The organism is Bifidobacterium longum subsp. infantis ATCC 15697 = JCM 1222 = DSM 20088, from assembly GCF_000269965.1.
Classification (GTDB): Bacteria; Actinomycetota; Actinomycetes; order Actinomycetales; family Bifidobacteriaceae; genus Bifidobacterium; species Bifidobacterium infantis.
Genome location: NC_017219.1, coordinates 276,242 through 301,220, shown reverse-complemented (window position 1 = coordinate 301,220; position 24,979 = coordinate 276,242). Strand labels below are relative to the sequence as shown.

Below are 24,979 nucleotides of genomic sequence, written 5' to 3'. Positions count from 1 at the left end.
GGTGGCGTAGATCATGCCTCTAATGTGGCCCATATTGGGCAGATGCGGCGGGATTGTCGGCGCATGGCTACACGCCTGATACGGCGTGTTGGGCAATCCATGCGTGCATGGCCACGGCCGCCGCAGCGCCTGCATTAATGGAGCGCACGGAACCGAATTGAGAGATGTAGACCACATCGTCGGCCAATGCGAGAGACTTGTCGCTCAATCCGGGGCCTTCTGCACCGAAGAGCAGCAGGCACCGCTTGGGGAAGGTATAGGCTTCCATCGGCACTGCGCCGGGAATAATGTCGAGGGCGATGACGCGGGCGGCTTGAAGCTCCTTGATGCGCGCATCACAAGCATCGATTTCGGCCAGCAGCTCATGAAGGTGCTTGTTGTTTCCATCCACAGCCACATCATGCGCATGGATGGCGGCGGCACCGGCCTTGGCTCGTTCATAGGCGATTTCACCGGCGATGCGATGATGCCAGCTTTCCACCAGTTCGGCGATGGAGGGGTGGTGTTCGACGTGCTGGTACAGTTCGGTCATCAACGCTCCCTTGCGATTCCACTTATGTGGACCGACAATGTGTACGCGCTTGGCCTGGAAGGCGTTGGCGGTGCGGACCATGGAACCGATGTTGAAATCGTGGGTCCAGTTTTCCACCGCAACTTCGAAGTCGTGACGCCCTCGAGCGTCAAGATCGGCCTTAATGGCAGCGACGGTCCAGTAGCGGTAACGGTCCAATACGTTGCGGCGGTCGCCGTCGTTCAACAGCACCGAGTCGAAACGACCGTCATAATTCGGAGAAGTCGGATCGTCAGGACGAGGCTCGCCGGGATGGGTCTCAGACCACGGCCCAAGGCCGATTTCACGGAATTCCGGTTCACCTGAAGCCTTGGCAGCCAAAGAAATCTGGTTGGGTGCGTGCAATCTTTCTCCTCGATAACGCTATTCACCGGTTCCTCTTAGTCAGCTTCGCTGCTCAGCCCGGCTGACTTTATGCGAGGGAAGTCAAAGGTGGATTTACCGCAGTTCGGATTCGTCGAAGACCTGGATGAAGGGGAGCGTTTGCTCGTCGCCGGTGGAGGGGTTGACCACATTGATGTCTTTGGCACCGCCACCGACCAGCGAGGCGATGGCCACGACCTTGGCACCCAACTGCTCCACTATGCCAAAGTCGAGGCTCAGCTCATTGCCGTTGCGCAGGGTGACCAGCGAGCTGGTCTGCACGTACGACTTTTCGGACAGCCAAGCATCCAACAGCACCACACGGCGGCCTTCGATGGAGGGGCCCTTGATGGACGGGTAGACGAAGTCCATCACGAATCCATCTAGGTCCTCGCCACGAGAGGAGGCGGCCTGGATCATGGCGGACACCATGGGCACAGATGCTGCGGTCAAGGCACCAACAGCATCGAAGTCATCAACCGAATAGCCCGCATCTTCCAAAGCGTCAATCAGCACATGGCCCATGACGGTGGCGGCATGGTGGTCGAAAGTCACCGCGGCAAGTTCGGAGAACGGACGGCCCACCACATGCTCCCTCAGCAAGGTGGCTAGCTGCTCACGCGGCTCCAGCATGGCAAAGTCATTATGGCTCTTCGCGACGGCGAGGTCCGGGGTACCAGTGGGGCGGAATCCAGATTCAGTCATGACTCCAGACTATCGCCTGAGGCAGTCAGATGAGTATCACCCTCATCGGCCGGCACCACTTCAGGGGCGGACAGTTCGCTCACATTGCCTTTATCTGATTCGATGATCGGTACTTCCTCGATGATCTTGGTCGGTTCGATTTTTTGCAGCTTGCGAGCGGTGGGCAACACACGGCGTTCCAAGCTGGACGCGAACTTGTTGTAGGCGCTGACCGTCTTAGTAATCTGGGTGCCCAATTTGATGGCATAATCACCCAACGTGGAGAACCGTTCGTACAGTTCTCGGGACAGATCGAACAGCTGCTTGGCGTCATCGGTGAGCGACTGCTGCTGCCAGGCATAGGCGACGGATTTCAGCACGGCCCACAGCGTGACCGGCGAGGTGAGCGCCACTTTGCGAGAGAACGCATCATCCATCAGTGTGGGATCGGCTTCGAGCGCGGCCTGCAATAGTGCCTCATTGGGGATGAAGGCCACCACAAAATCGGGTGCCACATCAAAGGCATTCCAATAGGCCTTTTCGCCGAGAGCACGTACATGCTCGCGCAACGCCTTGGCATGGGACCGCAGCAAATCATCGCGGCGGGCAATATCCTCGGGACTGGCGGTGTCCGGGATTTCGCAGGCACGCTGGTAATCGGCATAAGGCACTTTGGCATCAATCGGAATGGTCTTGCCTCCCGGCAGATGCACGATCATATCCGGGCGCAACGTACGCCCATCGGCATCCGTGACCACCACCTGGGTATCGAAATCGACATGTTCCAGCAATCCGGCGGATTCGACAATGTTCTTGAGCTGGGCCTCGCCCCACGCGCCACGCACCTTGTTATTGCGCAATGCGGCGGACAGGGAGCTGGTCTCCTTGTCCAAACGGGCCTGCTGGTCGTTGAGCCCCTTGAGTTGGGCTCCCAATGCGCCCATTTCCCTCTTGCGGCCCTCTTCGATCTGCGTGACCTTGTTCTGCAAGGTATCAAGATTTTTGGCCACTGGCGCAAGCGCCTCGAGCACCTTGCTCTGTTCTTTCAAACGCGCTTCCTGTTCAGCACGCTTGGCCTCGGCGTCCCGAGCATCCGCCTGACGCTTCCGTTCCGCCTCCGCAGCCGCACGCTCACGTTCCTGCTGAATGCGAACCTGCTCAGCCTGCTGCGCCTGGGCAAGTTGTGACTTGGCGAAAGCCAATTGCTGGTTCACGCCTTCAATCTGAGCCTGTGCGGCAGCATTGCGAGCACTGAGCTCAGCATTCTCGAATCGCGCATTCTCCAGCGAGGTCTTGGCCTCCTCCAGCTCCTCGCTTTTGACGCCTCGAGCCATCTCCTGACCCTTATGGCGCCCCAGCACGAAGCCGGCGAAGAGGCCAAGCCCTGCACCAACCACTAGCACGACGATGACGATAATCACGTTTCCTATTTGCTCAAACATGGTACCCAGTATGTCATCGATGGTGAATGACGGTAAATTTTTACCGAACTCGACGATTTCAAGCCGTTAAACGGACGCTCAGCAGCCCACATTGGACGCTTGGCCTTATCACAGTCGAGCATCAACCGTTATTATGCCGTGTCGTATCCGAGCGTCAGACGGCCTTTCATGATTTGCCAGCGCGCGTCATCATGCGGCAGAACTCGTCACGATTTGACGAGACGCGCAATGGCCGCGGAAGCCTCCGCAAGTTTTTCATCGGCCACCTCGCCGCCCTGGACCGACGCCTGCCGCACGCAATGGTTGAGATGATCGTCCAGCAGCAATAACGCCACGGATTTCAGCGCCGAATTCGACGCCGAAATCTGCGTCAGAATATCGATGCAGTATTTGTCATCCTCCACCATCTGCGTGATGGCGCGCACCTGCCCTTCGATACGGCGTAATCGTGCGATGACCTTGGCCTTGTCTTCGTCATAACCATGCATCGCAAACCCCCTGATACTTATCCGTCAGCTGAACACACCCCATTATATACCCTCTAGGGGTATAGGGTATACACTGTTGTTCAGTACATCAGGAGTGGGAAGGAACAGTTATGGAGTTCAGCATTTTCTCGACCGTCGCGGCGCTGATAGTGGCGGCCGCATTGACATGGCTGGTCCTGCGATTCTTCTTCGGAACGCAGAAGGCAACGGCCGGGGCCATGGACGCTTCCGGCGAACGCCAATCCGCAACAATCACCGTCAAGGGCGGGTACTCCCCCGCCGTGGTGAGCATGCGTGCGGGTACGCCGATCACACTAGCCTTCGACCGGCAGGAGACCGGCGAATGCACCTCGCATGTGGTGTTTGCTGATCTGGGACTTGACGCCATGCTGCCGGGCAACGCCACCACCGACGTGGAACTGCCGGCGTTGCCGCCGGGCGAGTATCCGTTTGCGTGCGGCATGAATATGGTGCATGGGATGTTGAAGGTTGAGGGAGAGGACGGCTCGGATGAGAACACGCCCCTTCCTCATCCTGATGCTTCGTATACGGCACCTACCGCCGTGGATGCGGCGGAGGCCGATCGACGAGAGGCGACTGAACGTGCCAATGAGATCAAGGCGCTGACGAAGCTGGTGATTGTGGGCGCGGTACTGACGTTGCCGGTATTCGCCGTCACCATGCTGCATATGGCCAATCCCACGCTGGTGCCGCATTGGATGGTGAACCCGTGGTTGCAGGCCATCCTGATCACGCCGGTGATGTTCTACTGCGGGCGTCCGATCCACACGGTCGGCTTCCCCGCGTTGGCGCATCACTCCCCCGACATGAACTCGCTGGTCTCACTGGGCACTTTGGCCGCCTACCTGTATTCGCTGGTGACCTGCATCGCCCCGTGGGTGTTCCCGGAAGGCTCGCGCGAACCGTATTTCGAATCGGTTGGCGTGGTCATCACCTTGGTGCTGGTCGGCCGCCTTCTGGAAACCAAGGCCCGCGAAGGCACCGGCAAGGCGGTGCAGTCGCTCATCAAACTGCGCCCGCGCACCGCGCACAAACTCAACGCCACTTCCGCAGACAATGTGGACGGCATCGAATGGCGCAATCCGGCGTATTTCACGGACACCGACATCGACGCCATCGCCACCGGCGACCTGCTGGTCGTCAAGAACGGCGAGCGCGTGCCCACAGACGGCATCATCGTGGCCGGCGAGGCGCATATCGACGAATCGATGATCACCGGCGAATCCAAGCCGGTCTCCAAAACCGTCGGCGATCCGGTGACCGGGGCCACCGTGCTGCTCAAGGGCGACTGCGTGATGCGCGCCACCCAGGTCGGCGCGGACACGGTACTCTCGCAGATCGCGGCGATGGTGGCCCGCGCCCAGGCGACCAAGGCGCCGGTGCAGCAGCTGGCCGATAAGATCGCCCGGTATTTCGTGCCGGCGGTGATGATCATCGCCATCTGGACGTTCGCCATCTGGGTGTCACTGGGCCCGGTGCCGCAACTGGCGCATGCGCTGGTCACCGCGGTCAGCGTGCTGATCATCGCCTGCCCGTGCGCGCTGGGACTGGCCACGCCGCTGTCGGTGACGGTCTCACTGGGCTTGGGCGCCACCAACGGCGTGCTGGTCACCAGCGCCAAGGCGCTGGAACAGGCGCGTCGCATCGGCACCGTGGTGTTCGACAAGACCGGCACCATCACGCGCGGCGTGGTGGACGCGGCCGCCGACTGGGACAAGCCGAGCTACGAGCAGGACACAGTCAAGGAAGGCTCGCGCGAGGCCATCGCGGCGTTGCGCGCACGCGGCATCCGCACGGTGATGCTATCGGGCGACAAGGCCGAGGTAGCCGGGCGCATCGCCCGCGAAGTCGGCATCGATACGGTGATCTGCGAGGTCAAGCCGGACGGCAAGGCCTACTGGATCGCCAAACTGCAGCGCGAACGCGACGAGGCCGCCGCCAAGTCCGCGGATGGCGCCTCCCGCACGGCCGCGCAATCCCGCACTCTGATTGCGATGGTGGGCGACGGCATCAACGACGCCCCCGCGCTGGCCCAGGCGGATCTCGGCATCGCCATCGGCACCGGCACGGACGTGGCGATGCAGTCGGCGGACGTGACCTTGATGAGCGGCGACTTGCGCGGCGTCATCAAGACCATCAACCTGTCCAACGCCACGATGCGCAACATCCGCGAGAATCTGGGGTGGGCGTTCGGCTACAACGTCATCGGCATTCCGGTGGCCGCCGGCGCACTCTGCCCGTTCACCGGCTGGCTGTTGAGCCCGATGATCGCTGGTCTGGCGATGGCGTTGAGCTCGGTGTGCCTGGTGCTGAACGCGAACAGGCTGCATGGGGCGAATATCAACGTGGGTGCTGCCGATAGCACCGCTGGCTCGGGCAACAGCACGGCGGATATCGAATCAGCCGGATCGGCCGAATCAGCCAACGCCGCCAACATCACCGGCTCCACCACATCCAACGCGCCTCACGAGCCGACCATCATCATCGACGATCGCACCACGCTGAATCCAACCAATCACGTATCCGACCAATCCAATAATCCAACCAACAAGGAGAACACTATGGATATGGGAATGCACATGCACCACGTCACCCCGACCGACGGCGAAACCGCCACCGACCCGGTGTGCGGCATGACCGTGGCGGTGAATGCCGACGCGATCACGCGCGAGTATGAGGGCAAGCCCTATTACTTCTGCGGCGAACACTGCGCCACGAACTTCATGAAGGCCCCGCAGGTGTTCCTGGAGCAGTAGTCTCTGCGTTTACCTGATTCAACGACAATGGCCTCCGCCCAAAACGAGCGGAGGCCATTTGCATGCATGAATCAATCAACGAATCAGCTGGCGAAGAAGAACACGTACAGCCAGACACCGATAATGGCACCGACAATCGGGGCCACAACCGGGATCCAGGCTTCGCCCCAGCGGGACGTACCCTTGTTCGGAATCGGCAGGATGGCGTGCAGCAGTCGCGGCATGAGATCACGGGCCGGGTTCAGGCCAGGGCCGGTCGGGCCACCCATGGAGGTCACGAGGCCCCACACAATGAAGCCGACCACGATGGAGGATGCGGCGTCGTCGGCCTTGCCCCACGGCAGCGTCAGGCAGCACAGTGCGCCGAACACCAGCACGAGCGTGCCGAACATCTCGTTGAGGAAGTAGTTGACCTTCTTGTTGTCCGCGTCAGTGGTGCAGAAGGTGCCCAGAATCGCCTCGGCGTCCTCGGTCTCCTGGTAGTGCGGGTAGTAAGTGATGTAGACGATGAGCTGGCCAAGCAGGGCGCCGAGCAGCTGGGCGACGATGTACGGCAGCACTTCATTCCAGGGGAACAGGCCGTTGATGGCCTGAGCAAGGGTCATGGCCGGGTTGATATGAGCGCCGGATACGCCACCGAACATGAGCACCGGGAACATGACGCCGAAGCCATAGCCCATGGCGATGTTCAGCCAGCCGGCGTGGTGGCCCTTGGTGTTCTTGAGCTCGACGTTGGCCACGGAGCCGTTGCCGAAGATCATCAGAATGGCGGTGCCGAAGAACTCGGCGGCCAGCTTGGTAAAGAGAGGATAATCCACTGCTTCTTCTTTTCTCTTCGCCGCGCAACAGGCATGGCTGACTGTTCACGGCATTCTGTGTGATTGGAAATCCGTTCGCGGAGCCGGCGACGCGATTTACGCTGGGCGCGAAAGCAAACGTGGCGATTGTACACTTTGCCCCACGACGAAATGCCGGCAGGATGCGATGTCGAATGTCCAGCCGAATGCAATGCCCAGAAAGCCACCGGAATCAGCCGAAGCGACCTCGAATCTCAGTGGTTGCGAGATACGGGCTTCACCTCTTTTATTGTTCTTCGGCGGATCGTATTCCGAGTCGCGCCTGTTTCTCGCTATTGGCCTGCCGGTATTTCGGTTCCGACGCGAGATTGCCTTCGAGGACGTTCGTTGGTTTGCTTGCCGTCATGATTCTTCCTTCCGTGGTCGCCGCGCATGACGGCTTCCATGATGGACCGCGATCAGGGAAGGAAGTGTTTGAACCGGGATCTCCGTGAATGTTTTTTCATGTCCCAGGAAACGGAATCGCACGCCCGACGACGACTTGAAAACTTGCGTCCGGACGGATAATTTTTTATTAGACATATTGTCTAATTATGTTTTCGGGAGGGGAAATCCTCGATACCTTTCCAAGGAGGAACGATGCCCATTTTCTACCCTGTACGCGCGCATATGACAAGGTGCCGCATCCGATAATATAGCTGTATATCGAATACGGCACCTTCAGCGCAATCCGTCAGCGACGGACGAAGTGCACGACCTGCGGCCCCGCCACTTCCGAGGCCGGAACATCGGCGGTCAGCACGTCGCCGTCGGCGTCCACGGCGACTGCGGATCCGCCAAGCGTCACGGCGGAATCCGCGTCCACAGCATCGGCGGCGATGCGCAGCGGAACCCTGCCCGCAGCATCGACGACGGCATAGACGCTCTTGCCGTCTCCGGTCCAACGGACCCATGGCTCGCCGTCCCCCTCTCCGGAAGGCGAGGCTTCCGGCACCGGTTCGACATCATGGATACTCGGCGAGTTCACGTCCATCCAGTCGGCCATGCCCTCGAGGCACTGACGCTGCAGTTCGGGGATGCGTCCGGCGGCGTCGGGGCCGATGTCGAGCAGCAGGTTGCCGCCCATGGAGACCACGTCGGCGAGCAACTTCACCGCCTCCGGACCGGTCATGTAGGAGTCGGCGTCCTCCATCTGGTTGTAGCCGAAGGAGTAGCCGATGCCTCGGGTCATCTCCCACATGCCCTTGCCCATGAGCTCCTTGCCCTGTTCGTATTCGACGGTGCGGAAGTCCCAATGGGTCAGGCCCCAGCGGTCGTTGACCACACCATCCGGCACCACGTCGTAGTAATGCTCGAACAGTCGGGCCACGCTGAAATCGTTGTCCTCCTCCGAGATCTTCGGCACGTCGATATCTCCCCACAGGATGGACGGCTGGTATTCGTCGATGAGGTCCATCACATGCGAGTACATATAGCGGGCGTAGTCCTCGCTCTGCGGCCCGTATTCCCCGTCGCCGAGAATCGGCATGTTGGGCTCCTTGTGCCAGTCGAGGCCCGAGGAGTAGTACACGCCGAACTTCAGTCCCTTGTCGCGCATGGCGTCGGCGAATTCCTTGACCAGATCGCGATGCGGACCACGGTCCACGGTATTCCACCCATCGTTGTCGGGGGCCTTCCACAGCGTGATGCCTTCGTGATGCTTCGTGGTCGGCACGAAGTACCGGGCACCGGCGCGTGCGAACAGGTCGGCCATGTCCGCGGGGTCGAACGCCTCGGCCTTCCACATGTCGATGAAGTCCTCATACGGCATGTCACCGTAGACTTCCTTCTGATGCTCGGCCGCCGGCGAGCCCTTGATGCTCATCGTGTTCCAATACCATTCCGCATACGGGCAGTGGGTGTTCCAGTACACCGGATCGTCAAAGGTGCCAAGCGCACCGATCGGCTCCGCCCATGCCGGCACCGAATACGAACCCCAGTGGGCGAAGATGCCGAGACCGGCGCCCTTGAACCATTCGGGTGTATCGTGCACGAACTTCTCATACATCTTGGGACGCTGTGGATTGGCCATGAACAACACCATGTTGAAACTCCTTTGTTCGTTGTCTGTGTGTCTGATTGGTTGCTGGTTGTTGGTTGCTGGTCGTTGATTGCCGTCGTCCGGTTCCGGTACGGCTCCGTCGCCGCGGGAATCACACCGTGAGCTTCTTGTCCACCTTGAGGGTGATCAGCTCGATGACCACCATCACGAGGTAGAGCGCACCACCGACGATGATGGCGAATCCGGCCGAGGAATTGCCGAAGATGCTTGCCGTCAGCGCGAAGAAGTACGGGGAGATCAGACAGCCGATGTTGATGCCGATAATCACGATGGACGTGGTCAGGTTCATCGAGTGCGCGGGCGAGTAGTCCACGAATCGTGCGGTCAGCGCGGGGTTGATGATGCCCCATGCGAAGCCGGCAATCAGCACCAGGGCGAACATCAGCGGCACGTTCTTCGTCAGCGCAGTGGCGATGAAACAGATGCCGATGACCACTTCGGAGATGGTCACCGTCAGGCGCTTGGTGACCTTGGCGACCTTGTCGAACAACACGCCGGAGAGGATGGTGGCGACGACGAGGAAGCTGAAGATCAATGTGGCGAGCGATGCGGAACCGATGCCTTCATCGACCACATAGCTGGCGAGCTTGATGGACATGACGTTGTAAAGCATGGAGACCACCAGGAAGATGAACGCCAGCCACAGCACCTGCCAGTTCGTCGTCTGCTTCTGCGAGGCGCTCTTGTCGACGACGTGGCCCTCATCGTCGACGAGCGCGCTGCGAATGCTGAAGTTATCGAACTCCTTCGGAATGAACATGCCCACGAGCACCATGGGGACGAACAACAGGAAGAAGATGAGGTACGTGGATTGCCAGTTGATGGTGATCAGCAGACTGGCGACGAACAGCAGCACGACGTCGCCAAGATTGCCGACCGCCTGTCTCCACCCAAGCAGCTTGCGTTGCATATCGCCGTCATACAGGTCGGTGATGTACGACACACTCAAGGTGACGAACAGCGCCGACCCGAAGCCGAAGAACATACGCGATATGAGAATCGGCCAATAGTACGGGAAGAACGCCGGAATCACGCCTGTGACGGCGGATATGAGGAATCCCGCCATCGCGATTTTCTTCCTGCCGATGGCATTGGCGAATAGGCCGGTCAATGCCGTGCCGACCATCGAGCCGATCGTCGGCACCGTGGTCAGCAGTTCGACGTTCGCCGCGGAATAGTCGGAGAACGCCTCCTTCATCGCCGGTATGGTGCCGCTGACTGCATTGCTGGCGGACATCAGCAACGACATCGACAAGACGCCGACCACCAAGGTCTTGGATTTCAACGCTTTGCCAACATCTAATGCCATTGTCAGACTCGTTTCTTTCTATTTTCCATTCGGCGGAAGACGGCGTCGTCTTTCGCCATACAACGCAAGTAATTCCACTGTCTGAATGGAAGCGCAATACTTATCGCATTCATATACTTCTCCGTATATTGCACATACTTCTCTGTATCTTGCCGACTGCACGCCATCCGGCTGCCGTCACTAGGAAAAGCTACCCCCCCCCGACAAAAAACTTTCGTGGCGGGTTCCAGTGATCGTCGCAACGCCTGGCTGACTGACGGGAGGGCCAAGTGAACAGGTGGGTGTTCGAGGGTGTGGAGTACGCGACGCGTGGCGAGATGTGCGCGGCGCGGCCAACAAAAGCGCGATCGGCACGCTCGTGGAACGCTCGACACGATTCACGATCCTCCTGCACCCGTCCGACGGGCACGACGCCGAACACGTCCAGCAGGCCGTCATCCGGAAAATGCAATACCTGCTCAAGCTCCCGAGGAACTCGCTGACCTGGGACTAGGGTTGGTTCCTCGCTCGCCGTTGCAAGCTAGTTTGTTCTAGTTTGCAACGGTATACAATATACGTCCTTAGGCTATGTCGTCTAAGGACATGTCATTTGCGCTCATGACTTGATTTTATTGCGATATCCTGCCATGGCGATGAGCGCGCATACGATCATCGCCAGCACGGTGACGAATACGGTTTTCCACCCCGCGGCCAGCAGCACGCCAGCGAGCACACTTCCCAGCACCTGTCCCAATACGGGAGCGAGTTCGCCGACGCCTCGCGCCCACGAACGTTCCGACTCCGTATAGGATTTTGTCAACAGGGCGCTGCCTGCGGCGTAGCACAGCGACCAGGATATTCCGATCAGCAGCAGATCCAGAGTGACGGCATACGAAGCCGACGCGGCGAGTGCGACGACTGTGCCGAGCATGCCGATGATCAACCCCGTCAACGCCTGCGCCATTTCGCTGTTTTTCTTGTGGAAAATGAAGATGGCGAACAGGGTTGGCAGGTACATGCCGACCATGTGCAGTTGCATGGCGACCATTCTGGTTTGCGCGTTTTGGGAGAACGTGCTCTCCAAGACTATGGGTGCGCCGCTCATCACGAGCACCATGACGAATGATGCGACGAAGCTGATGGTCGCGCCCAGCACGAACCGGGGTCGGGTCAGCAATGCCGGATAATTGGGGGTTGTGCTCGCGGTAGCTTTGTCGCGCATATGCGCGGGAGTTGGCGACTGAATTTTCGGGAGCGCCAGCAGCACGATTACCGCGCAGGCGGCGAGCACGCTGACGACGTAATATGATCCCTCGTATTCGATGTTGGTCGCAGTGCCGAAGAATGTCGCCAGAACCGGGCCGATGATGCTTGCTATGGCTCCTGCCGATAGGATTCCGTTGATTGCCTTGCTTTCTTTGCCGGGCATGGAATCGGCTGCGGCATACCGGTAGTAGTTCGTCCCCGACTGGTATATGCCCACACAGAACGTCCCTATACAGAGCAATGGGAACTGGTGGAATCGCAAAGCCGTGGCTGAGGATATTCCACCCAAGACGGCTAGAAGGGCGCCGAAGACGAATACTTGCCGATAGCCGAATCGCCCCACCAAGCGTCCCATTGCCGGTGTGCCGATCACCGTACCGATGAATATGCACGCTATCGGGAATGTTGCCATCCATGGTGCTGGCGCGAGGGACGAACCGGTCAGTGAGGTGATTGTCAGATCCACGCTCATGCCCGATAGGCATAATCCTTCCGCAATCAGCAATATGGGGAAGATTCTTCTTGCTGACGTCCCTTGACTATAGCGCTGAATCATTACCTGGCTCCTCCTCCGAGTAATACAAAATAAAATGATATTTCCGCGTTTTGATTGTTGTATTCGTCATACTGGAGTATTAATCTGTGATGGATTATTTGTTGTTTTTTAAAAGTTCTCGCTGTACTTGGTTTCAAGTTTTTGTTGTCTCCATATGACTCAGCGGAATTTTGGCGTAGAGCACCCACAATCCATCATCGCTTCTATAGTTAAGTTCGCCTCCCATTTCCTGTATTCGTTTTGAGTGCAGTGAAAGGCCCCTTCCCGATTGTTCGAATGCAGTCAGCGCCGATCCGGCTGCAATATCATTCATCTCGCTAATTTCCATTGACGATGGTGATAGCTTGACCAGCAACTCGAACGAGCCATTGCGTGGGGAACCGTGACGCTGTATGTTGTTGCAGAGTTCTCTTATCAGGGATAACGCTTCTTCCTTTTCTTCCGGCGAAGCTTTGATGCAGCATCCGTCGATGGCCGTATTTCCGTCATACCCCAGCGCATGAAGATGGCTGCATCTTTCATCCAGCAGATTACGCAGTTCAACCATGAACGTCGTTTCTGATTTCGCGTCCTTGTCTTCCGAGGAAAGGATGTCTATGATGTCGTGCACTTGCGTGAACGCCTCTTGACTATGTTCAAGAACGATTGCCCAATCATCGCTGTCAGGTATGTTTTCATCGATATGAACCCGGGCCATTAATGAGATATCCGAAAGATTATTGGTCAAGGAATCATGTATCTGTATCGCAAGACGATTCTTTTGCCTCATATAATCAAGCTGCTGAAGCTCAATCTGCAATTTCAGCCTTTGCTCTTCTCTGATAAAAGCCTGTTGGCGAAGCGCTACCAATCTGCCGGCAAGCAAGCTGGCCAAGAACATGACCGTGACCGACACGGAAACGAAAACATTGAAGTTCTCCACCATAACGCTTCGCGCTATATACGTACAGGAACAAATCAGCATTGCGATCAGCCATTCAGGCACGGTTCCGGAGAACGCAAGAATGCCGAGAGCGATGAGCATGCCGCTGATAACGAAGGGACTGTCCTGAGTGAGGGAGATGGAGATCACGGAACCTGCAACAATGATGGCCCAACATGCTTGGCCTCCAATGGCAGGAAGAAGGACAAAGGAAACCGCAAGCACTCCATAGAGCATTGCCGGCAGAAGAGGCATGGGACCAATCTGGATTATCTCCATCAGGGCAAGAGACAGCCCCAGCAGCGACAGAAGGGACAAGCAGGGATGTGCCACATAGCGCCGAATTATTTTTGACGGAAACGTAAACGCCGTATTCATGGAAATCCTCATCAGCGATTGAGATGCATCCAGGCGGAAATCAATGCACGGTTGTTCGCTACCCCCAGCTTGGACGCGGCATGTTCAAGATGGGTCCGCACCGTGGTCTGACCGATCGATAATTCCTCCGCTATGTCGGACATCGATCTCCCTCGCGCCCATCGATCAACGATTTCCATTTCACGAGGGGACAGATCCTTGTTCTTCTCTGACTTCAGCCGCAAAAACGAATCGTGGGCATTCAGAAAACGATCAGAACAGATTCCTGTTTCCTTTATCTGCAGCAAAGCCTCGGCGATTGTTTTCGGATTGTCCTTATGTATGATTCCCTGGGCTCCCGAAGCCACCGCTTCTGCAGCATATTCGGCGACGCTGAATGATGTCATCATGAGTACGGATGTCTTCCAATTCTCTTTTCTAATCGTCCGGCACACCACCAATCCGTTGATATCAGACATGGAGACATCCGCCAACAACAGATCCGGACAGTGATGCGAAGTACAGACGGCTATGGCCTCAGCGCCAGTATCGACTGGTGCAAGAACCGTACAGCCGGGAAGTAGGCGTTTGAGACTGGCTGAAAGCAATCGCAATGCCAGCCGGTCGTTATCCATGATCAAGAGTGTCGGTGAAGATCTCATGAATCCCCCTAAAATGTGGCGAAACAGGAACGGACATCCAAGGGTCATCGGAAGTCTGACACGCATATGATACATGTTCTCTCCAATGGCCGCCTCGACAGCTACACGAGTTCGGTCTAAGCCGGCGGCCGATTTCACGGCGCCTCTTGATGTGTAGGCCAAATTTCGTAGTGCGGTTCCCCATCCGGGAATCGGCACATGTGCTAAAGCGAGAAGGACGCAGGCTCAAAACACGTTGACGCCCGATATGCCCCCTAGAAACACCACAGATGGCTGTTGACATCGATGCAGATAGCAAGGCCACGCCTGCCATCCCATCATCTGCCAAGGCCTGCAAGGTACATCGACGGCCTGTCAGCAGCGGATAATCCTCATTTTCGAGGATGAGACCTTGGCTCATGGCGAGACTCTCCGTAACCTAACGAATACCCGCTCAAATGGACGGGAACAACAGTCCGGGGAGCAGAGCAAAGGCCCATTGCTTTGACTATTGGCTTACTTGAAGTGTAAACGATAGGAAGGTGGAAATGGAGCAATACTGTAGTTTATCCGTGCGAGATTTAAATAAGCGGTTCGGGAGATTCTCTTCCGACGTATGGGCGCTGCGGGATGTCAGTTTTTCATTGCCCAAAGGGACACTTACAGGAGTTCTCGGACATAATGGTGCAGGTAAGACCACGTTACTCGGGTCGCTTTGCGGATCAGTGAAACCGACTTCTGGAACCATACTTTTTTCCGGAAGAGAAATATCCCATGCAGCCGAGCTGAGACGTCTATGCGCGTATATGCCGCAGCCACATGTCCCTTTGCGCGGGGTCACTCCTGTCGAGGCTTTATGCTGCGCAGCCGGCATGCGTGGCATATCTCGTCGTCGTGCGGTTCGCCTAACGAATGACTTCTTGGGTCGTCTGGACATTGAGCAATATTCGCATGTCGCAGGAGAGAATCTATCTGGTGGCTGCAGACGCCTAGTCTCTTTGGGGATGGCTCTCGTTCAGGAGGCTTCCGTAATACTGCTGGACGAACCGACCAACGATGTGGATCCGATTCGTCGAAGCAGAGTATGGAAAATACTCCGGCAGGAAGCCGACCAAGGCAAAACAATACTTGTAGTGACTCACAATCTAGATGAGATAGGTTCGGTGGCCGACAATTTGTTGATCTTCGACTGCGGTCGCCTCGTATGTAATGCGTCACCACGCCAACTCACTTCTATTGACGAACTTATACGGATCGAAGTCAACACTGCGGATCCCTCTTTGGTTTTGACGGAATTAGCTGCAACTCCGGTACTGGCTGAGGACGGTCGGCTACGCTATGTCTGCTCGTCGGAACAAGCCAAAATGCTACTGAGCCGGCTGAACATGCTGATGGGCGATGAGCCAGAACTGTCGTTCTCGGTGCAACACGGCACGTTGCGCGAAGCATATGAAAGGATAATCGACGTCCGATGATAAGTGAGAGTGGACTGAATAAATCGCGGCTTATATGCGGTGCGCGAATGCTCACATCTCTATTAAAATGGAGCTTTGTACGGCATAGATATCTATTTATCGCTTTCACCATGGTACAGACAGTATTTGCGCTAGCAATCGTATACGGTCTTACTCTGATGATGGGAAGTCTCACCACCAGTCAGGCTGAGCAACTCTCTGCAGGTGTATGGCAGCTTGGTCTGGTGGCGGTGGGGTGCACTATTGCTCCGCAGCTATTATCGGAATCCATTTCCGAAGGATTACTTGAATATCAGCGTAATTTGCCGGTACCGAGGATTTGTCTCCTGATAGCTGACTTCATTATCTGGATTGCGGTGTCCATTCCGGGTGTCGTTGCCGGATTCGTTGCCTCAACAATGAAATTTGGACTCATACAGATGGCGACCTCATATTTAGTCATGATGTTACTTCTCTGTGCATTGGGGAACCTGTCATTGGGGTACATGTTGGCTATAGGGCTACCTTGCGGTGGAGTAACGGTTGTCGGTCAGCTAATCATGCTAGCAACAATGCTGTTCGCACCGATTCTATACCCGTCCGACAAATTACCATCAATAGTTCTTACCATTCATGATTGGATGCCCTTCGTACCGATGCACCGAATGCTCACCGATGCCGCATTCCCCGGTAGCAACATAAGCCATTCGATTGATTTATTCGTAGTCTTCGCATGGTGTCTTACCGGCGTGGCCGGTTGCCTTGCGGGATTATCCAAAAGGAGATGAAATGAAATCACTGTCGGCAACTCTCTACTGCAACAGGGTGTCGAAAACTATCGGCGGGAAACCGGTCCTGAACGACATATCATTCAGCGCGTATCCCGGAGAAACCATCGCCCTGATCGGCCCGAACGGGGCCGGTAAGACCACGCTGCTCAAAACCTTGGGTGGCCTGATCGCCCCCGACCAAGGTGAAACTAATATCCGCGGCCGTATCATGAACCCCGAGAACCGCGACATGCTATTGAGACAGGTCGGCATGCTGATCGGCATTCCCGTCTTCGAGCGAGGCATGAGCGTACGGGCCATCCTCCACAAGCATCTAGCGTTCATGCGATGCGACTGGTCCCCCGACGAAACAATGGAACGGGTCGGCTTGGCCTCCATGGGGGATTTACCGGCCGATACCTTGTCCATGGGCAACCGCATGCGCCTTGCACTGGCAACGGCCCTGGCGCATCATCCCACGCTCCTGCTCCTGGATGAGCCGATGAACGGGTTAGACCCCACGGGTATGAAGCTGTTTTGCCGCATCATCCGGGAAGAGAACAAACGAGGAGTCACGGCCATCATCAGTGCGCACATGCTCGCCCAACTCGAAACCATCGGAGACCAGGTCATCGTCATCAATCACGGTTCCGTCAAAGCGCAACATGCCATGAGCGACATCAGCGATCTGGAATCCTACTATTTCCGCCACACTCAGGACTAACACAAACAACCAAGGAGCATGTCCCATGCTGGATGTCTACCGCATCGAACGACAATACACCTCGTATAGGTTCTACCTGTTTCTACTGGCCGCCACTCTTATCGGCAGCTCGCTGTCGCTGCTGTTCTTCAGGATCGTGGGTATCGCCCGAGTCGATCATCTCGGTTTCCTGGTTTCCGACTTAACGGTGGCCGTGACCTGCGCGGTCGCCACCGCCGGCTGCTCCATCGCCTCAACCGCCCACTACGCCCGTATCATCATTCCGGCCTACTCCGGCACGGGCCGCGTAATCACCTATGCATGGCCCTGTGGCAGAGCCCCATTGTTCTTGGTGAAAAACGCGATGATCTGGTCCGGCACGTTCCTCGCCACATGGGCAGGCATGTCGGCGCCCCTGATTCCCTACGCACTATTGACCGGAGACGGTTCCCGTCTCCCCGCATTGGCAAGCATGATGGTCGAAGCTCTCGGCGTTGCCATACTATCCGCCAGCGTAAGCGTCATCAGCGGGCTGATTGGACTGCTGCGAGGCTCGGGCGTCACCGCAATCGTAGCGGCAATCATCCTCGGCTCCATAGCCGCCAACGGCTTTGCCAACAGCGACGCCAAAGGCTGGACGGTTGTCATCGAAATCGGAACCTGCCTCGTTTTTGCGATTACGGCGCTCTGCGCAACAATCAACAAAGCTCGACATATCACGAAAGAAGACGTAATTTGACCAATGCACATCCCCAGAAAAAGTAAGGCTTATGCTGTTTTCGTGGGTTAGATTGCGGGTTGTGGCAGTCGGATGTCGAGTCCGCCGCATCTGAGCATGACCAGGCCGATGAGGTTGGTGACGTGGTGGAAGCCGTAGGCCATGCGGATGGCGACCTTGATCCCGTTGTTGAACGCCTCGAGCCCCGCGTTCGAACAGCCCGGGTGAACCGGCCGCCGGGCTCCGCCCCCCGGCGCCGATGCGACGACCACGCCGCACATGGGGCAGTCGACGCGCGGCATCATGGCGGCCGGCCCCACCCTCCAGCAGCCGAGATCCCGGTGCCGCCAACGGCCCAACGGGGGATCAGAAATTCGACCGAAGAAGATGTATCTCGCCGCTAAAGAACTCGGCGTAACCATTAGCGATCTGACCGACGATACCTACTATCGCCAGGATGAGGATTTCATCAGCAGAATTAAGCCGGAAAACAAAAAGACCCCGGCCGATAATCGACCGGAGCCTTCCGAACTGTGCCCCCGCAGGGATTCGAACCCTGGACACGCTGATTAAGAGTCAGCTGCTCTAACCAACTGAGCTACAGGGGCTTGGTTAGATGTTGAAGTGTTCCTTGCAACAGGTGTTAAATATACTCAGATTTGAAGCGGATGCAACTCTCGGCGTGTCGCGCCTATTTCCAGCGTTTTTAAACACCAATACAAAAATCCCCCATGCGGCGCGAACCGCACGGGGGATGATGCTTAAGCTCAGACTCTTGGTCTGTGTGATTCCAGCACTAGGCCGGAATGACTCACTCGGCCACGACCTTCACGAAGAAGGAAGCGGTGATCTCCGGGTGGAGGGCCACCTTGGCGGGGAAATCGCCGGTGGTCTTGATGGTCTCGACCTCGATGGCCTTCGGGTTCACCGCGGCCTTGTCGGACAGAGCGATGGCGATGGCCTCGTTGGAGATACCACCGAACAGCTTGCCGGACTCGGACACCTTGGCGGCGATCTCGACGGTGGTGCCCTCGATGGCGGCCTTAGCGGCGACGGCGTCCTCGCGGGTAGCGACGGCCTTGGCCAGACGAGCGCGCTTCATAGCGGTGATCTGAGCCTCAGCACCCTTGGTCCACGCGAAAGCGAGGCCCTGCGGGAACAGGTAGTTGCGGGCGTAGCCGGCCTTCACGTCGACAACGTCACCGGAGTGGCCCAGGTTGGACACGGTCTTGGTGAGAATAACCTTGGTTTCAGCCATTGTTCAAAGCCTCCCTAACTCAGCGACCCGAGGTGGCGTACGGCAGCAGGGCCATCTCGCGGGCGTTCTTGATCGCCTTGGAGAGCTCGCGCTGTTCCTGCACGGTCACGCCGGTGATACGACGGGAACGAATCTTGCCGCGATCGGAAATGAACTTGCGCAGCAGCGCGACGTCCTTGTAATCGATCTCGGTGACCTTGGCGGCCTTCAGCGGGTTCGGCTTCTTCTTGAACGGCTTGACCGGCGGTTGCGGCCTCTTACGTGACATGATGTTCTCCTTATAAATCTTGATATTGATTGCTGCTGGCAGCGGGGAGGTAAGTACTGATCAGAACTCCGGGTCGGAATCGTCGCCGCCGCCGAAATCGGAGGAAGCGCCGAACGTGGAGAAGCTACCGGCATCAGATGCACCGGCATTGCTCCACGGGTCGGCCGCAGGAGCGGACGGGTTGGCGGGAGCGGCAGGCTGCTGGGAGTATCCAGCGCCACCACCCTGATAGCCACCGTTGTAACCGCCCTGGCCACCGGCATAACCACCTTGGCCACCCTGGTTGCCATAGCCCTGATTGGGCTGCTGACCACCCTGGAGACCACCGGAACGACCCTGGAAGCCGCCCTGACCGGACGACTGGCGGGTCACCTGTGCGGTGGCGTAACGCAGGGAGGGCCCGATTTCATCGAGCTGCATCTCCACGACGGTTCGCTGGGAACCATCCTGTGCCTGATAGGAACGCTGCTGGAGGCGACCGGTGGCAATCACGCGCATGCCCTTCTTCAGGGACTGGACGCAGTGGTCGGCCAGATCACGCCAAGCGGCGCACCTCATGAACAGCGCCTGACCATCCTCGAACTGGTTGGTCTGACGATTCCAGGTTCGCGGGGTAGAAGCAATCGTGAAGCTCGCCACGGTCGCGCCGCTGCCGATAGTGCGCAGCTCGGGGTCCGCAGTGAGGTTGCCCACGATGGTGATGACGGTTTCGCCTGCCATAACGGTCCTTCTTACTTACCTTGAATACCAGCTGTTCAGCTGACTAAACGCTTGATTCAGCCCTTACGAAGGATCTTCGTACGGATCACGGATTCGTTGAGGTTCAGAACACGGTCGAGCTCATCGCTGGTAGCGGGCTCGGCGGTGTACTTCACCACGACGTAGTTGCCTTCGGTCTTACCGGCAATCTCATAGGCGAGCTTGCGACGGCCCCAGTAATCGGGCTCATCGAAAGAGCCGCCTTCCTTGGTGACGAGTTCCAGATACTGCTCGGTCAGCTTCTTCAGACCGCGCTCATCCAGCTCAGGATCGGCGATGAACATCAGTTCGTACTTGTGCGCAGACATCACCCACCTCCTTCGGACTATTCGGCCACGGACGTTCCGTGGCAGGAGTGTGTATGCGTGTTAATCATAGGGCGATGCAGATGCACTTCACCCTGTGAGCAACTTACCCATCTTATGGTCAGGGCGGGACAGTGCCGCATGTTCATCAACGATTGCAGCACTCTTACAACACAGCCCCACTTCACGGCACGCGCTGCGGTGGGGTGCTAGTACACTGGTTAAGGCTAAAAACACTGCAACACAAAAGGATGCGAAAGCATGTCGGCGATTCTTGAAGGCACTCCGGATAAACGACTCGTATTGGTCACGGGCCGCGCCTACCCCGAGCTAGCTGAGAAGGTGGCCGAATGCTTGGGAACCGAAATCCTCGAAACCACGTCCTATGACTTTGCCAATGGCGAGATGTACGTGCGTTTCACCGAACCGGTGCGTGGTGCGGACGTGTTCGTGCTGCAGTGTCATTCGGGCGATATCAACAAGTGGATCATGGAACAGCTCATCATGATCGACGCTTTGAAGCGCGCCTCCGCCAAGTCGATTACCGTGGTGGCGCCCTTCCTCGGCTACTCGCGCCAGGATAAGAAGCACCGCGGTCGTGAGCCCATCACCGCCCGTCTGATTTTCGATCTGTTCCACGCCGCCGGTGCCGACCGCATTATGACGGTCGATCTGCACGCCGCTCAGGAGCAGGGTTTCTTCGATGGTCCGGTCGATCATCTAACCGCCATGCCGGTGCTGCTCGATTACGTGCGTTCCACCCTTGATCTGGGCAACACCACCATCGTGTCCCCGGATGCCGGCCGTATCAAGGTGTCCGAACAGTGGGCCGCCAAGCTAGGCAATCTGCCGCTGGCGTTCATCCACAAACAGCGTGATATCACCCGCCCGAACCATGCCGAGGCACATGGCATTATCGGCGATGTCGACGGCCGCAACTGCGTGGTCATCGACGACATGGTCGATACCGCCGGTACTATCTGCGAAGCCGTGCGCACACTGAACGAATCCGGCGCCAAGTCGGTGACCTTGGTCGCCACTCATGGCTTGCTTTCCGGCCCGGCCGTGGAGCGACTGGCCAACTGCGGCGCGCATGAAATCGTGTTTATGGACACCGTGCCGATTCCTGAAGAGAAGCGCCTGCCGAATATGACCGTGCTGTCTTGCGCACCGCTGCTGGCCGCGGGTATTCGCTCCGTGTTCGAGGAAGGTTCTGTGGCGATTCTGCTCGACGGCCTGCCCGAAGACATGCGTCCGCGCAATATCTATGCGTGATTGATACGCCGAAAATCCTTACGAAAAGACGCCGCTTGGCTATTGATCAAGCGGCGTTTTTCCGTATAGCTCCAATCAGATGAAAGCGCGCTCGCCGAAGATGGCGGTGCCGACGCGCACGATGGTGGAGCCTTCTTCGATGGCGTAGGCCATGTCATGGGTCATGCCCATTGACAGTTCGGTGCAGTCGGCCGTGCCTTCGGCACCGGAGGCAAGAATCTGGTCACGAGTGCGGCGCAGATGCGCGAAGCCCGCACGAATCGTGCGCTCATCATCCACATGGGCACCAATAGTCATCAGACCCTGCAAGCGCAGTCCGCCCATCGCACCGATGCGCTGAGCCAAGTCGATGGCGTGGCTGGGTGCGCAGCCGGACTTCGATTCCTCGCCGGATTCGTTCACCTCCAGCAACACGCCGACCGTGATGCCGCGCATGGTGGCGCGGCGGGCGATCTTCTCCGCCAGTTCGATGGAATCCACGGATTCGATGGTGTCCACCGCCGGCAACACCTTGCCGATTTTATTGGCTTGCAACTGGCCGATGAGATGGAACGGGACATGCCGTCCGGCCCCGGCCAAGGCATCATCGCCCGAAGCGGCGTCGCGGACCACGCCCAGCGCATACCCTCGTTCGGCCAGGCGCTTCGCCAGGCCCGGGGCCTTGACGGTGACCTCCTGGGGACGGTTCTCGCCGATGCAGCGCACACCGGCGTCGATCGCGGCCAGGATCTCACCCACGTCACGGGTCTTGGTGGCGGCCAGCAGCCGCACCGACCCGCTCCTGCGACCGGCGACGGCCTCAGCCTCGGCGATACGGTCGAGCACCCGATGCACGCCATCGGCGATCTCATTCGTGCGCCCGCGCTCGATGACCTCGTTCGTCAGGTCCTTATGCTCCATGTATGCCGTCATTGCTGTTCTCCCCGGTGAATCGACATTCCATCATACCCATACGGGAAGGCGTTGCGCCGGCGCCTCATCGCTTCCTGGTCTTGCGGCCCTTTAAGTAGATGTCGATGACGATCCATACGCCGAGGGCGAAGGCCACGACGTAGCCCATGAAGCCGATGACCGGAATGCCGAAGATAATCGGCTTCATGCCGGCGTAGTAGACAATCGACGAGCCGATGAACAGTCCCACCACGATCAACGCCATGGTCAGGCGGTTCGCCATATCCGAAAGCAGCTGGAACGGCTCTTCGGAGCCGACCAGTTCCATGTTGACGCGCAACTGACCACGGGTCAGCATACGGGCCACGGTCTTGAGTTCGGTCATGGTGCCGAGCGTGGCATGCAAAGCCTGATGCCCCTCAACGCCCAGCGACTTGATCTCGTCTTTGGTGGCGTTCTTCAGCGATTTCGACGTGGCGATATGGTCGGAAATGATTTCGATCATATTCACATCAGGAATGAACTCGTCCAGTAAGCCTTCGAGCGTAACCAACGCGCGGCCGACGGTGGTCACCGTACTGGGCACCTCGATGTTGTGGCGGCCGGCCATCTGCGTCAGTGCGGTCAGGAAAGCGGCAATGTCCAGTTCGGCCAGATCCACGGTGCCGAATTCCTTGACGATCACGTCCAGATCGGCCAATAGCGCGGGATAGTCCTCCGGATCGGCCTCGGTGCCGGCAAATCGCAGCAGCCCCTCGGCCAGAGCGGGCGAATCCTGTTTGGCGACGGCGAAAATCATTTCTTTGAGGACTGCACGGGTGCGCTGGTCGAGCCGACCGGTCATACCGAGGTCGATAAGTACGATCTGGCCGCCCCGGATGAGGATATTGCCGGGATGTGGGTCGGCGTGGAAGAAGCCGTCGTCGAGAATCTGTGTGGCGTAATTGTCGACGAGCTTGGTGCCGATCTCCTTCAAGTCATAACCGGCGTCGATGAGCTGGCCTGGGTGGGAGACGGAGATGCCGTCGATGTACTCCATGACCACCACATGCTCGGTGCACAGTTCGGCGTACACCGTCGGGCAGTCCATGTATTTGAATCGGGCGGCGAAACGCTTGAATTCGGCGAGATTGCGGGCCTCGATCAGAAAGTCAGTCTCCGATTCGAAGGTGTCCCACAGCTCCTCGACCACGCCCTTCAGGTCCACGATCTGTGAGGTGCGAATCACCTTAGTGGCGGCCTTGGCTATGGAGCGCATGATGGAGACGTCCTGGGCCATGATTTCGCGTACACCCGGGCGCTGCACTTTAATGGCCACATCTTCGCCGGTTTTCAGCGTGGCGCGATGCACTTGCGCCAGTGAAGCAGAGCCCAACGGCTTGGGGTCGATATGCGCGAACACCTCGTCGGCGGGACGCCCGTATTCGGCGGCAAGCACATCCAACACCGTGGAATACGGCATTGGGTCGGCGTCGGCGCGCAGTTTGGCGAGTTCGTCGCAGAAGCTTTGCGGCAGAATCTCGGAGCGCATCGACAGAATCTGGCCCACTTTGACGAACGTGGGACCGAGCGCCTCGAACATGAGGCGCATCTTGACCGGAGTCAGGCCGTGCAGCACGTCGAATTGCTTGACGATTCTGGTGATCTGCCCCAGTCGTTTGATCTTGCCACGGTGCGTCAGATGGTAGCGCGTGGCGAAATCGTTCCTGCGTCCGAACAGTGCCAGCGTTTCGTCGGATACGCTCGGAGTCGCCTTGGTAACGGTCTGCTTGAGCGTGTCCGACGTGTCGACGGACCGGTTCGCCGCCGCCTCACGTTCGGCTTTCGCAGGCGTCAGAATAGGGTCGACCCTGCTGGAAAGCGGGGTCGACTCTGATTCCGGCGTAGTGCGTGTGGGCTTGGTCACTCGGCCTTGCCCTCGTCAGCGGGCTTGTCGGCGGCACTGGTGTCGGCTGCGGCAGCAGCTTTGTCGCCGGCTTCGGCGGCGGCCTTCTTGGCGTCATCCACCGTCTCGCTCACCTTGCGCTTGAGCTCGGTGTTCAGCGCCTTGCCCTGCTCGACCGTAATCTCACCCTTCTTGACGAGTTCGTCGACGAGCTCGCTGCTCTTCTCATATCCGGTGGCAAGGGCTCCGATGCCCGCCAGCAGGACCTTGCGCAGGCCATCACCCAAAAGATTAAAATCAGCCATGATACCCCTCCTTCGAGGTCCGACATGGCCTGGTGCCATGTCTCGTACCACCAAGCCTAGCGCAAACAACAGGGCAATGTACTAGACCCTCAGACTGATTTCGACTGATTTTTCGCTGATTGGTACTTACCGAGG

At 58.0% G+C, this 24,979-nt stretch carries 24 protein-coding genes, 1 tRNA gene and 1 pseudogene; 7 read left to right on the top strand and 19 right to left on the bottom strand.

Annotated features, from left to right (window positions below; all coding sequences use genetic code 11):
• Nucleotides 1-67: 67 nt before the first annotated feature.
• The 4 genes from BLIJ_RS01335 to BLIJ_RS01320 all read right to left on the bottom strand — a co-directional run bounded on the left by BLIJ_RS01335 (nt 68) and on the right by BLIJ_RS01320 (nt 3,548).
• On the bottom strand, nt 68-916 hold the full coding sequence (locus BLIJ_RS01335) for a TrmH family RNA methyltransferase (RefSeq protein ID WP_012576697.1): 849 nt from the start codon (nt 914-916) through the stop codon (nt 68-70).
• A 93-nt stretch (nt 917-1,009) separates the two neighbouring features.
• The gene (locus BLIJ_RS01330; protein WP_012576696.1) at nt 1,010-1,639 is read right to left on the bottom strand and encodes a phosphoribosyltransferase; all 630 of its coding nucleotides are present in this window, start codon (nt 1,637-1,639) and stop codon (nt 1,010-1,012) included.
• Complete coding sequence (locus BLIJ_RS01325; RefSeq protein ID WP_012576695.1) at nt 1,636-3,060, bottom strand: DNA recombination protein RmuC; 1,425 nt, start codon at nt 3,058-3,060, stop codon at nt 1,636-1,638. The genes BLIJ_RS01330 and BLIJ_RS01325 overlap by 4 nt, the downstream gene beginning before the upstream one ends.
• Nucleotides 3,061-3,266: 206 nt before the next feature.
• The gene (locus tag BLIJ_RS01320; protein ID WP_012576694.1) at nt 3,267-3,548 is read right to left on the bottom strand and encodes a metal-sensitive transcriptional regulator; all 282 of its coding nucleotides are present in this window, start codon (nt 3,546-3,548) and stop codon (nt 3,267-3,269) included.
• A gap of 110 nt (nt 3,549-3,658) precedes the next feature.
• Between BLIJ_RS01320 and BLIJ_RS01315 the strand changes: the two genes are divergently transcribed.
• Complete coding sequence (locus BLIJ_RS01315; RefSeq protein ID WP_012576693.1) at nt 3,659-6,325, top strand: HAD-IC family P-type ATPase; 2,667 nt, start codon at nt 3,659-3,661, stop codon at nt 6,323-6,325.
• Between the two features lie 83 nt (nt 6,326-6,408).
• On the opposite strand, the gene BLIJ_RS01310 is transcribed toward BLIJ_RS01315, so the two are convergent.
• The 3 genes from BLIJ_RS01310 to BLIJ_RS01300 form a co-directional block, all read right to left on the bottom strand.
• Nucleotides 6,409-7,143: an MIP/aquaporin family protein gene (locus tag BLIJ_RS01310; protein ID WP_012576692.1), complete on the bottom strand. Its 735-nt coding sequence runs from the start codon at nt 7,141-7,143 to the stop codon at nt 6,409-6,411.
• Nucleotides 7,144-7,855: 712 nt separating this feature from the next.
• The gene (locus BLIJ_RS01305) at nt 7,856-9,205 is read right to left on the bottom strand and encodes an alpha-L-fucosidase (RefSeq protein ID WP_012576690.1); all 1,350 of its coding nucleotides are present in this window, start codon (nt 9,203-9,205) and stop codon (nt 7,856-7,858) included.
• Nucleotides 9,206-9,314: 109 nt separating this feature from the next.
• On the bottom strand, nt 9,315-10,532 hold the full coding sequence (locus BLIJ_RS01300; protein ID WP_012576689.1) for an MFS transporter: 1,218 nt from the start codon (nt 10,530-10,532) through the stop codon (nt 9,315-9,317).
• Between the two features lie 319 nt (nt 10,533-10,851).
• Between BLIJ_RS01300 and BLIJ_RS14080 the strand changes: the two are divergent.
• Nucleotides 10,852-11,022: pseudogene (locus BLIJ_RS14080) on the top strand (IS30 family transposase); the annotation flags it as partial.
• Nucleotides 11,023-11,127: 105 nt separating this feature from the next.
• Here the strand turns inward: BLIJ_RS14080 and BLIJ_RS01295 are convergent.
• The 3 genes from BLIJ_RS01295 to BLIJ_RS01285 all read right to left on the bottom strand — a co-directional run bounded on the left by BLIJ_RS01295 (nt 11,128) and on the right by BLIJ_RS01285 (nt 14,247).
• Nucleotides 11,128-12,249, bottom strand: a complete 1,122-nt coding sequence (locus tag BLIJ_RS01295; RefSeq protein ID WP_229773788.1) for an MFS transporter — start codon at nt 12,247-12,249, stop codon at nt 11,128-11,130.
• Nucleotides 12,250-12,466: 217 nt separating this feature from the next.
• Entirely contained in the window at nt 12,467-13,633 is a 1,167-nt protein-coding gene (locus BLIJ_RS01290; protein ID WP_013140531.1) for a sensor histidine kinase, read from the bottom strand.
• A gap of 11 nt (nt 13,634-13,644) precedes the next feature.
• A complete protein-coding gene (locus BLIJ_RS01285; protein ID WP_012576686.1) occupies nt 13,645-14,247 on the bottom strand; it encodes a response regulator transcription factor in 603 nt (200 codons plus the stop codon).
• A 554-nt stretch (nt 14,248-14,801) separates the two neighbouring features.
• Between BLIJ_RS01285 and BLIJ_RS01280 the strand changes: the two genes are divergently transcribed.
• From BLIJ_RS01280 to BLIJ_RS01265, 4 genes are all read left to right on the top strand, one after another.
• Nucleotides 14,802-15,728, top strand: a complete 927-nt coding sequence (locus tag BLIJ_RS01280; RefSeq protein WP_032744903.1) for an ABC transporter ATP-binding protein — start codon at nt 14,802-14,804, stop codon at nt 15,726-15,728.
• Between the two features lie 158 nt (nt 15,729-15,886).
• A complete protein-coding gene (locus BLIJ_RS01275) occupies nt 15,887-16,495 on the top strand; it encodes an ABC transporter permease (protein WP_231837847.1) in 609 nt (202 codons plus the stop codon).
• A 1-nt stretch (nt 16,496) separates the two neighbouring features.
• Nucleotides 16,497-17,201, top strand: a complete 705-nt coding sequence (locus BLIJ_RS01270; RefSeq protein WP_003828120.1) for an ABC transporter ATP-binding protein — start codon at nt 16,497-16,499, stop codon at nt 17,199-17,201.
• A gap of 25 nt (nt 17,202-17,226) precedes the next feature.
• Nucleotides 17,227-17,919 (top strand): hypothetical protein, encoded by a 693-nt coding sequence (locus BLIJ_RS01265; RefSeq protein WP_003828119.1) that lies wholly within the window; start codon nt 17,227-17,229, stop codon nt 17,917-17,919.
• Nucleotides 17,920-17,966: 47 nt separating this feature from the next.
• Here the strand turns inward: BLIJ_RS01265 and BLIJ_RS01260 are convergent, their stop codons facing one another.
• The 6 genes from BLIJ_RS01260 to rpsF all read right to left on the bottom strand — a co-directional run bounded on the left by BLIJ_RS01260 (nt 17,967) and on the right by rpsF (nt 20,491).
• Nucleotides 17,967-18,203, bottom strand: a complete 237-nt coding sequence (locus BLIJ_RS01260) for a transposase (RefSeq protein ID WP_003828118.1) — start codon at nt 18,201-18,203, stop codon at nt 17,967-17,969.
• A 229-nt stretch (nt 18,204-18,432) separates the two neighbouring features.
• A tRNA-Lys gene (locus tag BLIJ_RS01255) sits at nt 18,433-18,506 on the bottom strand.
• A 203-nt stretch (nt 18,507-18,709) separates the two neighbouring features.
• Nucleotides 18,710-19,156, bottom strand: coding sequence for a 50S ribosomal protein L9 (rplI, locus tag BLIJ_RS01250; RefSeq protein WP_012576683.1), 447 nt, complete (start codon nt 19,154-19,156; stop codon nt 18,710-18,712).
• 19 nt (nt 19,157-19,175) lie between these two features.
• Complete coding sequence (gene rpsR / locus BLIJ_RS01245; protein WP_007051545.1) at nt 19,176-19,424, bottom strand: 30S ribosomal protein S18; 249 nt, start codon at nt 19,422-19,424, stop codon at nt 19,176-19,178.
• Between the two features lie 60 nt (nt 19,425-19,484).
• Complete coding sequence (locus BLIJ_RS01240; RefSeq protein WP_012576682.1) at nt 19,485-20,144, bottom strand: single-stranded DNA-binding protein; 660 nt, start codon at nt 20,142-20,144, stop codon at nt 19,485-19,487.
• A gap of 56 nt (nt 20,145-20,200) precedes the next feature.
• Nucleotides 20,201-20,491: a 30S ribosomal protein S6 gene (gene rpsF / locus BLIJ_RS01235; protein WP_003828111.1), complete on the bottom strand. Its 291-nt coding sequence runs from the start codon at nt 20,489-20,491 to the stop codon at nt 20,201-20,203.
• Nucleotides 20,492-20,749: 258 nt separating this feature from the next.
• Between rpsF and BLIJ_RS01230 the strand changes: the two genes are divergently transcribed.
• Entirely contained in the window at nt 20,750-21,763 is a 1,014-nt protein-coding gene (locus BLIJ_RS01230) for a ribose-phosphate diphosphokinase (RefSeq protein ID WP_012576681.1), read from the top strand.
• A 75-nt stretch (nt 21,764-21,838) separates the two neighbouring features.
• Here BLIJ_RS01230 and BLIJ_RS01225 read toward each other — a convergent pair whose 3' ends face one another.
• The 3 genes from BLIJ_RS01225 to BLIJ_RS01215 all read right to left on the bottom strand — a co-directional run bounded on the left by BLIJ_RS01225 (nt 21,839) and on the right by BLIJ_RS01215 (nt 24,844).
• A complete protein-coding gene (locus tag BLIJ_RS01225; protein WP_012576680.1) occupies nt 21,839-22,675 on the bottom strand; it encodes a YggS family pyridoxal phosphate-dependent enzyme in 837 nt (278 codons plus the stop codon).
• A 64-nt stretch (nt 22,676-22,739) separates the two neighbouring features.
• Nucleotides 22,740-24,560: an ABC1 kinase family protein gene (locus BLIJ_RS01220; RefSeq protein ID WP_012576679.1), complete on the bottom strand. Its 1,821-nt coding sequence runs from the start codon at nt 24,558-24,560 to the stop codon at nt 22,740-22,742.
• Nucleotides 24,557-24,844 carry a phasin family protein gene (locus BLIJ_RS01215; protein WP_012576678.1) on the bottom strand — a complete coding sequence of 96 codons (288 nt, stop codon included), beginning with the start codon at nt 24,842-24,844 and terminating at the stop codon, nt 24,557-24,559. The genes BLIJ_RS01220 and BLIJ_RS01215 overlap by 4 nt, the downstream gene beginning before the upstream one ends.
• Between the last annotated feature and the right edge of the window lie 135 nt (nt 24,845-24,979).

Coding starts and splice junctions, on each gene's coding strand:
- BLIJ_RS01330 (WP_012576696.1), bottom strand. CDS start 1,639: ATGACTGAATCTGGATTCCGCCCCACTGGTACCCCGGACCTCGCCGTC.
- BLIJ_RS01325 (WP_012576695.1), bottom strand. CDS start 3,060: ATGTTTGAGCAAATAGGAAACGTGATTATCGTCATCGTCGTGCTAGTG.
- BLIJ_RS01320 (WP_012576694.1), bottom strand. CDS start 3,548: ATGCATGGTTATGACGAAGACAAGGCCAAGGTCATCGCACGATTACGC.
- BLIJ_RS01315 (WP_012576693.1), top strand. CDS start 3,659: ATGGAGTTCAGCATTTTCTCGACCGTCGCGGCGCTGATAGTGGCGGCC.
- BLIJ_RS01305 (WP_012576690.1), bottom strand. CDS start 9,205: ATGGTGTTGTTCATGGCCAATCCACAGCGTCCCAAGATGTATGAGAAG.
- BLIJ_RS01300 (WP_012576689.1), bottom strand. CDS start 10,532: ATGGCATTAGATGTTGGCAAAGCGTTGAAATCCAAGACCTTGGTGGTC.
- BLIJ_RS01295 (WP_229773788.1), bottom strand. CDS start 12,249: ATGAGCGTGGATCTGACAATCACCTCACTGACCGGTTCGTCCCTCGCG.
- BLIJ_RS01290 (WP_013140531.1), bottom strand. CDS start 13,633: ATGAATACGGCGTTTACGTTTCCGTCAAAAATAATTCGGCGCTATGTG.
- BLIJ_RS01285 (WP_012576686.1), bottom strand. CDS start 14,247: ATGGATAACGACCGGCTGGCATTGCGATTGCTTTCAGCCAGTCTCAAA.
- BLIJ_RS01280 (WP_032744903.1), top strand. CDS start 14,802: ATGGAGCAATACTGTAGTTTATCCGTGCGAGATTTAAATAAGCGGTTC.
- BLIJ_RS01275 (WP_231837847.1), top strand. CDS start 15,887: ATGATGGGAAGTCTCACCACCAGTCAGGCTGAGCAACTCTCTGCAGGT.
- BLIJ_RS01270 (WP_003828120.1), top strand. CDS start 16,497: ATGAAATCACTGTCGGCAACTCTCTACTGCAACAGGGTGTCGAAAACT.
- BLIJ_RS01265 (WP_003828119.1), top strand. CDS start 17,227: ATGCTGGATGTCTACCGCATCGAACGACAATACACCTCGTATAGGTTC.
- BLIJ_RS01260 (WP_003828118.1), bottom strand. CDS start 18,203: ATGATGCCGCGCGTCGACTGCCCCATGTGCGGCGTGGTCGTCGCATCG.
- rplI (WP_012576683.1), bottom strand. CDS start 19,156: ATGGCTGAAACCAAGGTTATTCTCACCAAGACCGTGTCCAACCTGGGC.
- rpsR (WP_007051545.1), bottom strand. CDS start 19,424: ATGTCACGTAAGAGGCCGCAACCGCCGGTCAAGCCGTTCAAGAAGAAG.
- BLIJ_RS01240 (WP_012576682.1), bottom strand. CDS start 20,144: ATGGCAGGCGAAACCGTCATCACCATCGTGGGCAACCTCACTGCGGAC.
- rpsF (WP_003828111.1), bottom strand. CDS start 20,491: ATGTCTGCGCACAAGTACGAACTGATGTTCATCGCCGATCCTGAGCTG.
- BLIJ_RS01230 (WP_012576681.1), top strand. CDS start 20,750: ATGTCGGCGATTCTTGAAGGCACTCCGGATAAACGACTCGTATTGGTC.
- BLIJ_RS01225 (WP_012576680.1), bottom strand. CDS start 22,675: ATGACGGCATACATGGAGCATAAGGACCTGACGAACGAGGTCATCGAG.
- BLIJ_RS01215 (WP_012576678.1), bottom strand. CDS start 24,844: ATGGCTGATTTTAATCTTTTGGGTGATGGCCTGCGCAAGGTCCTGCTG.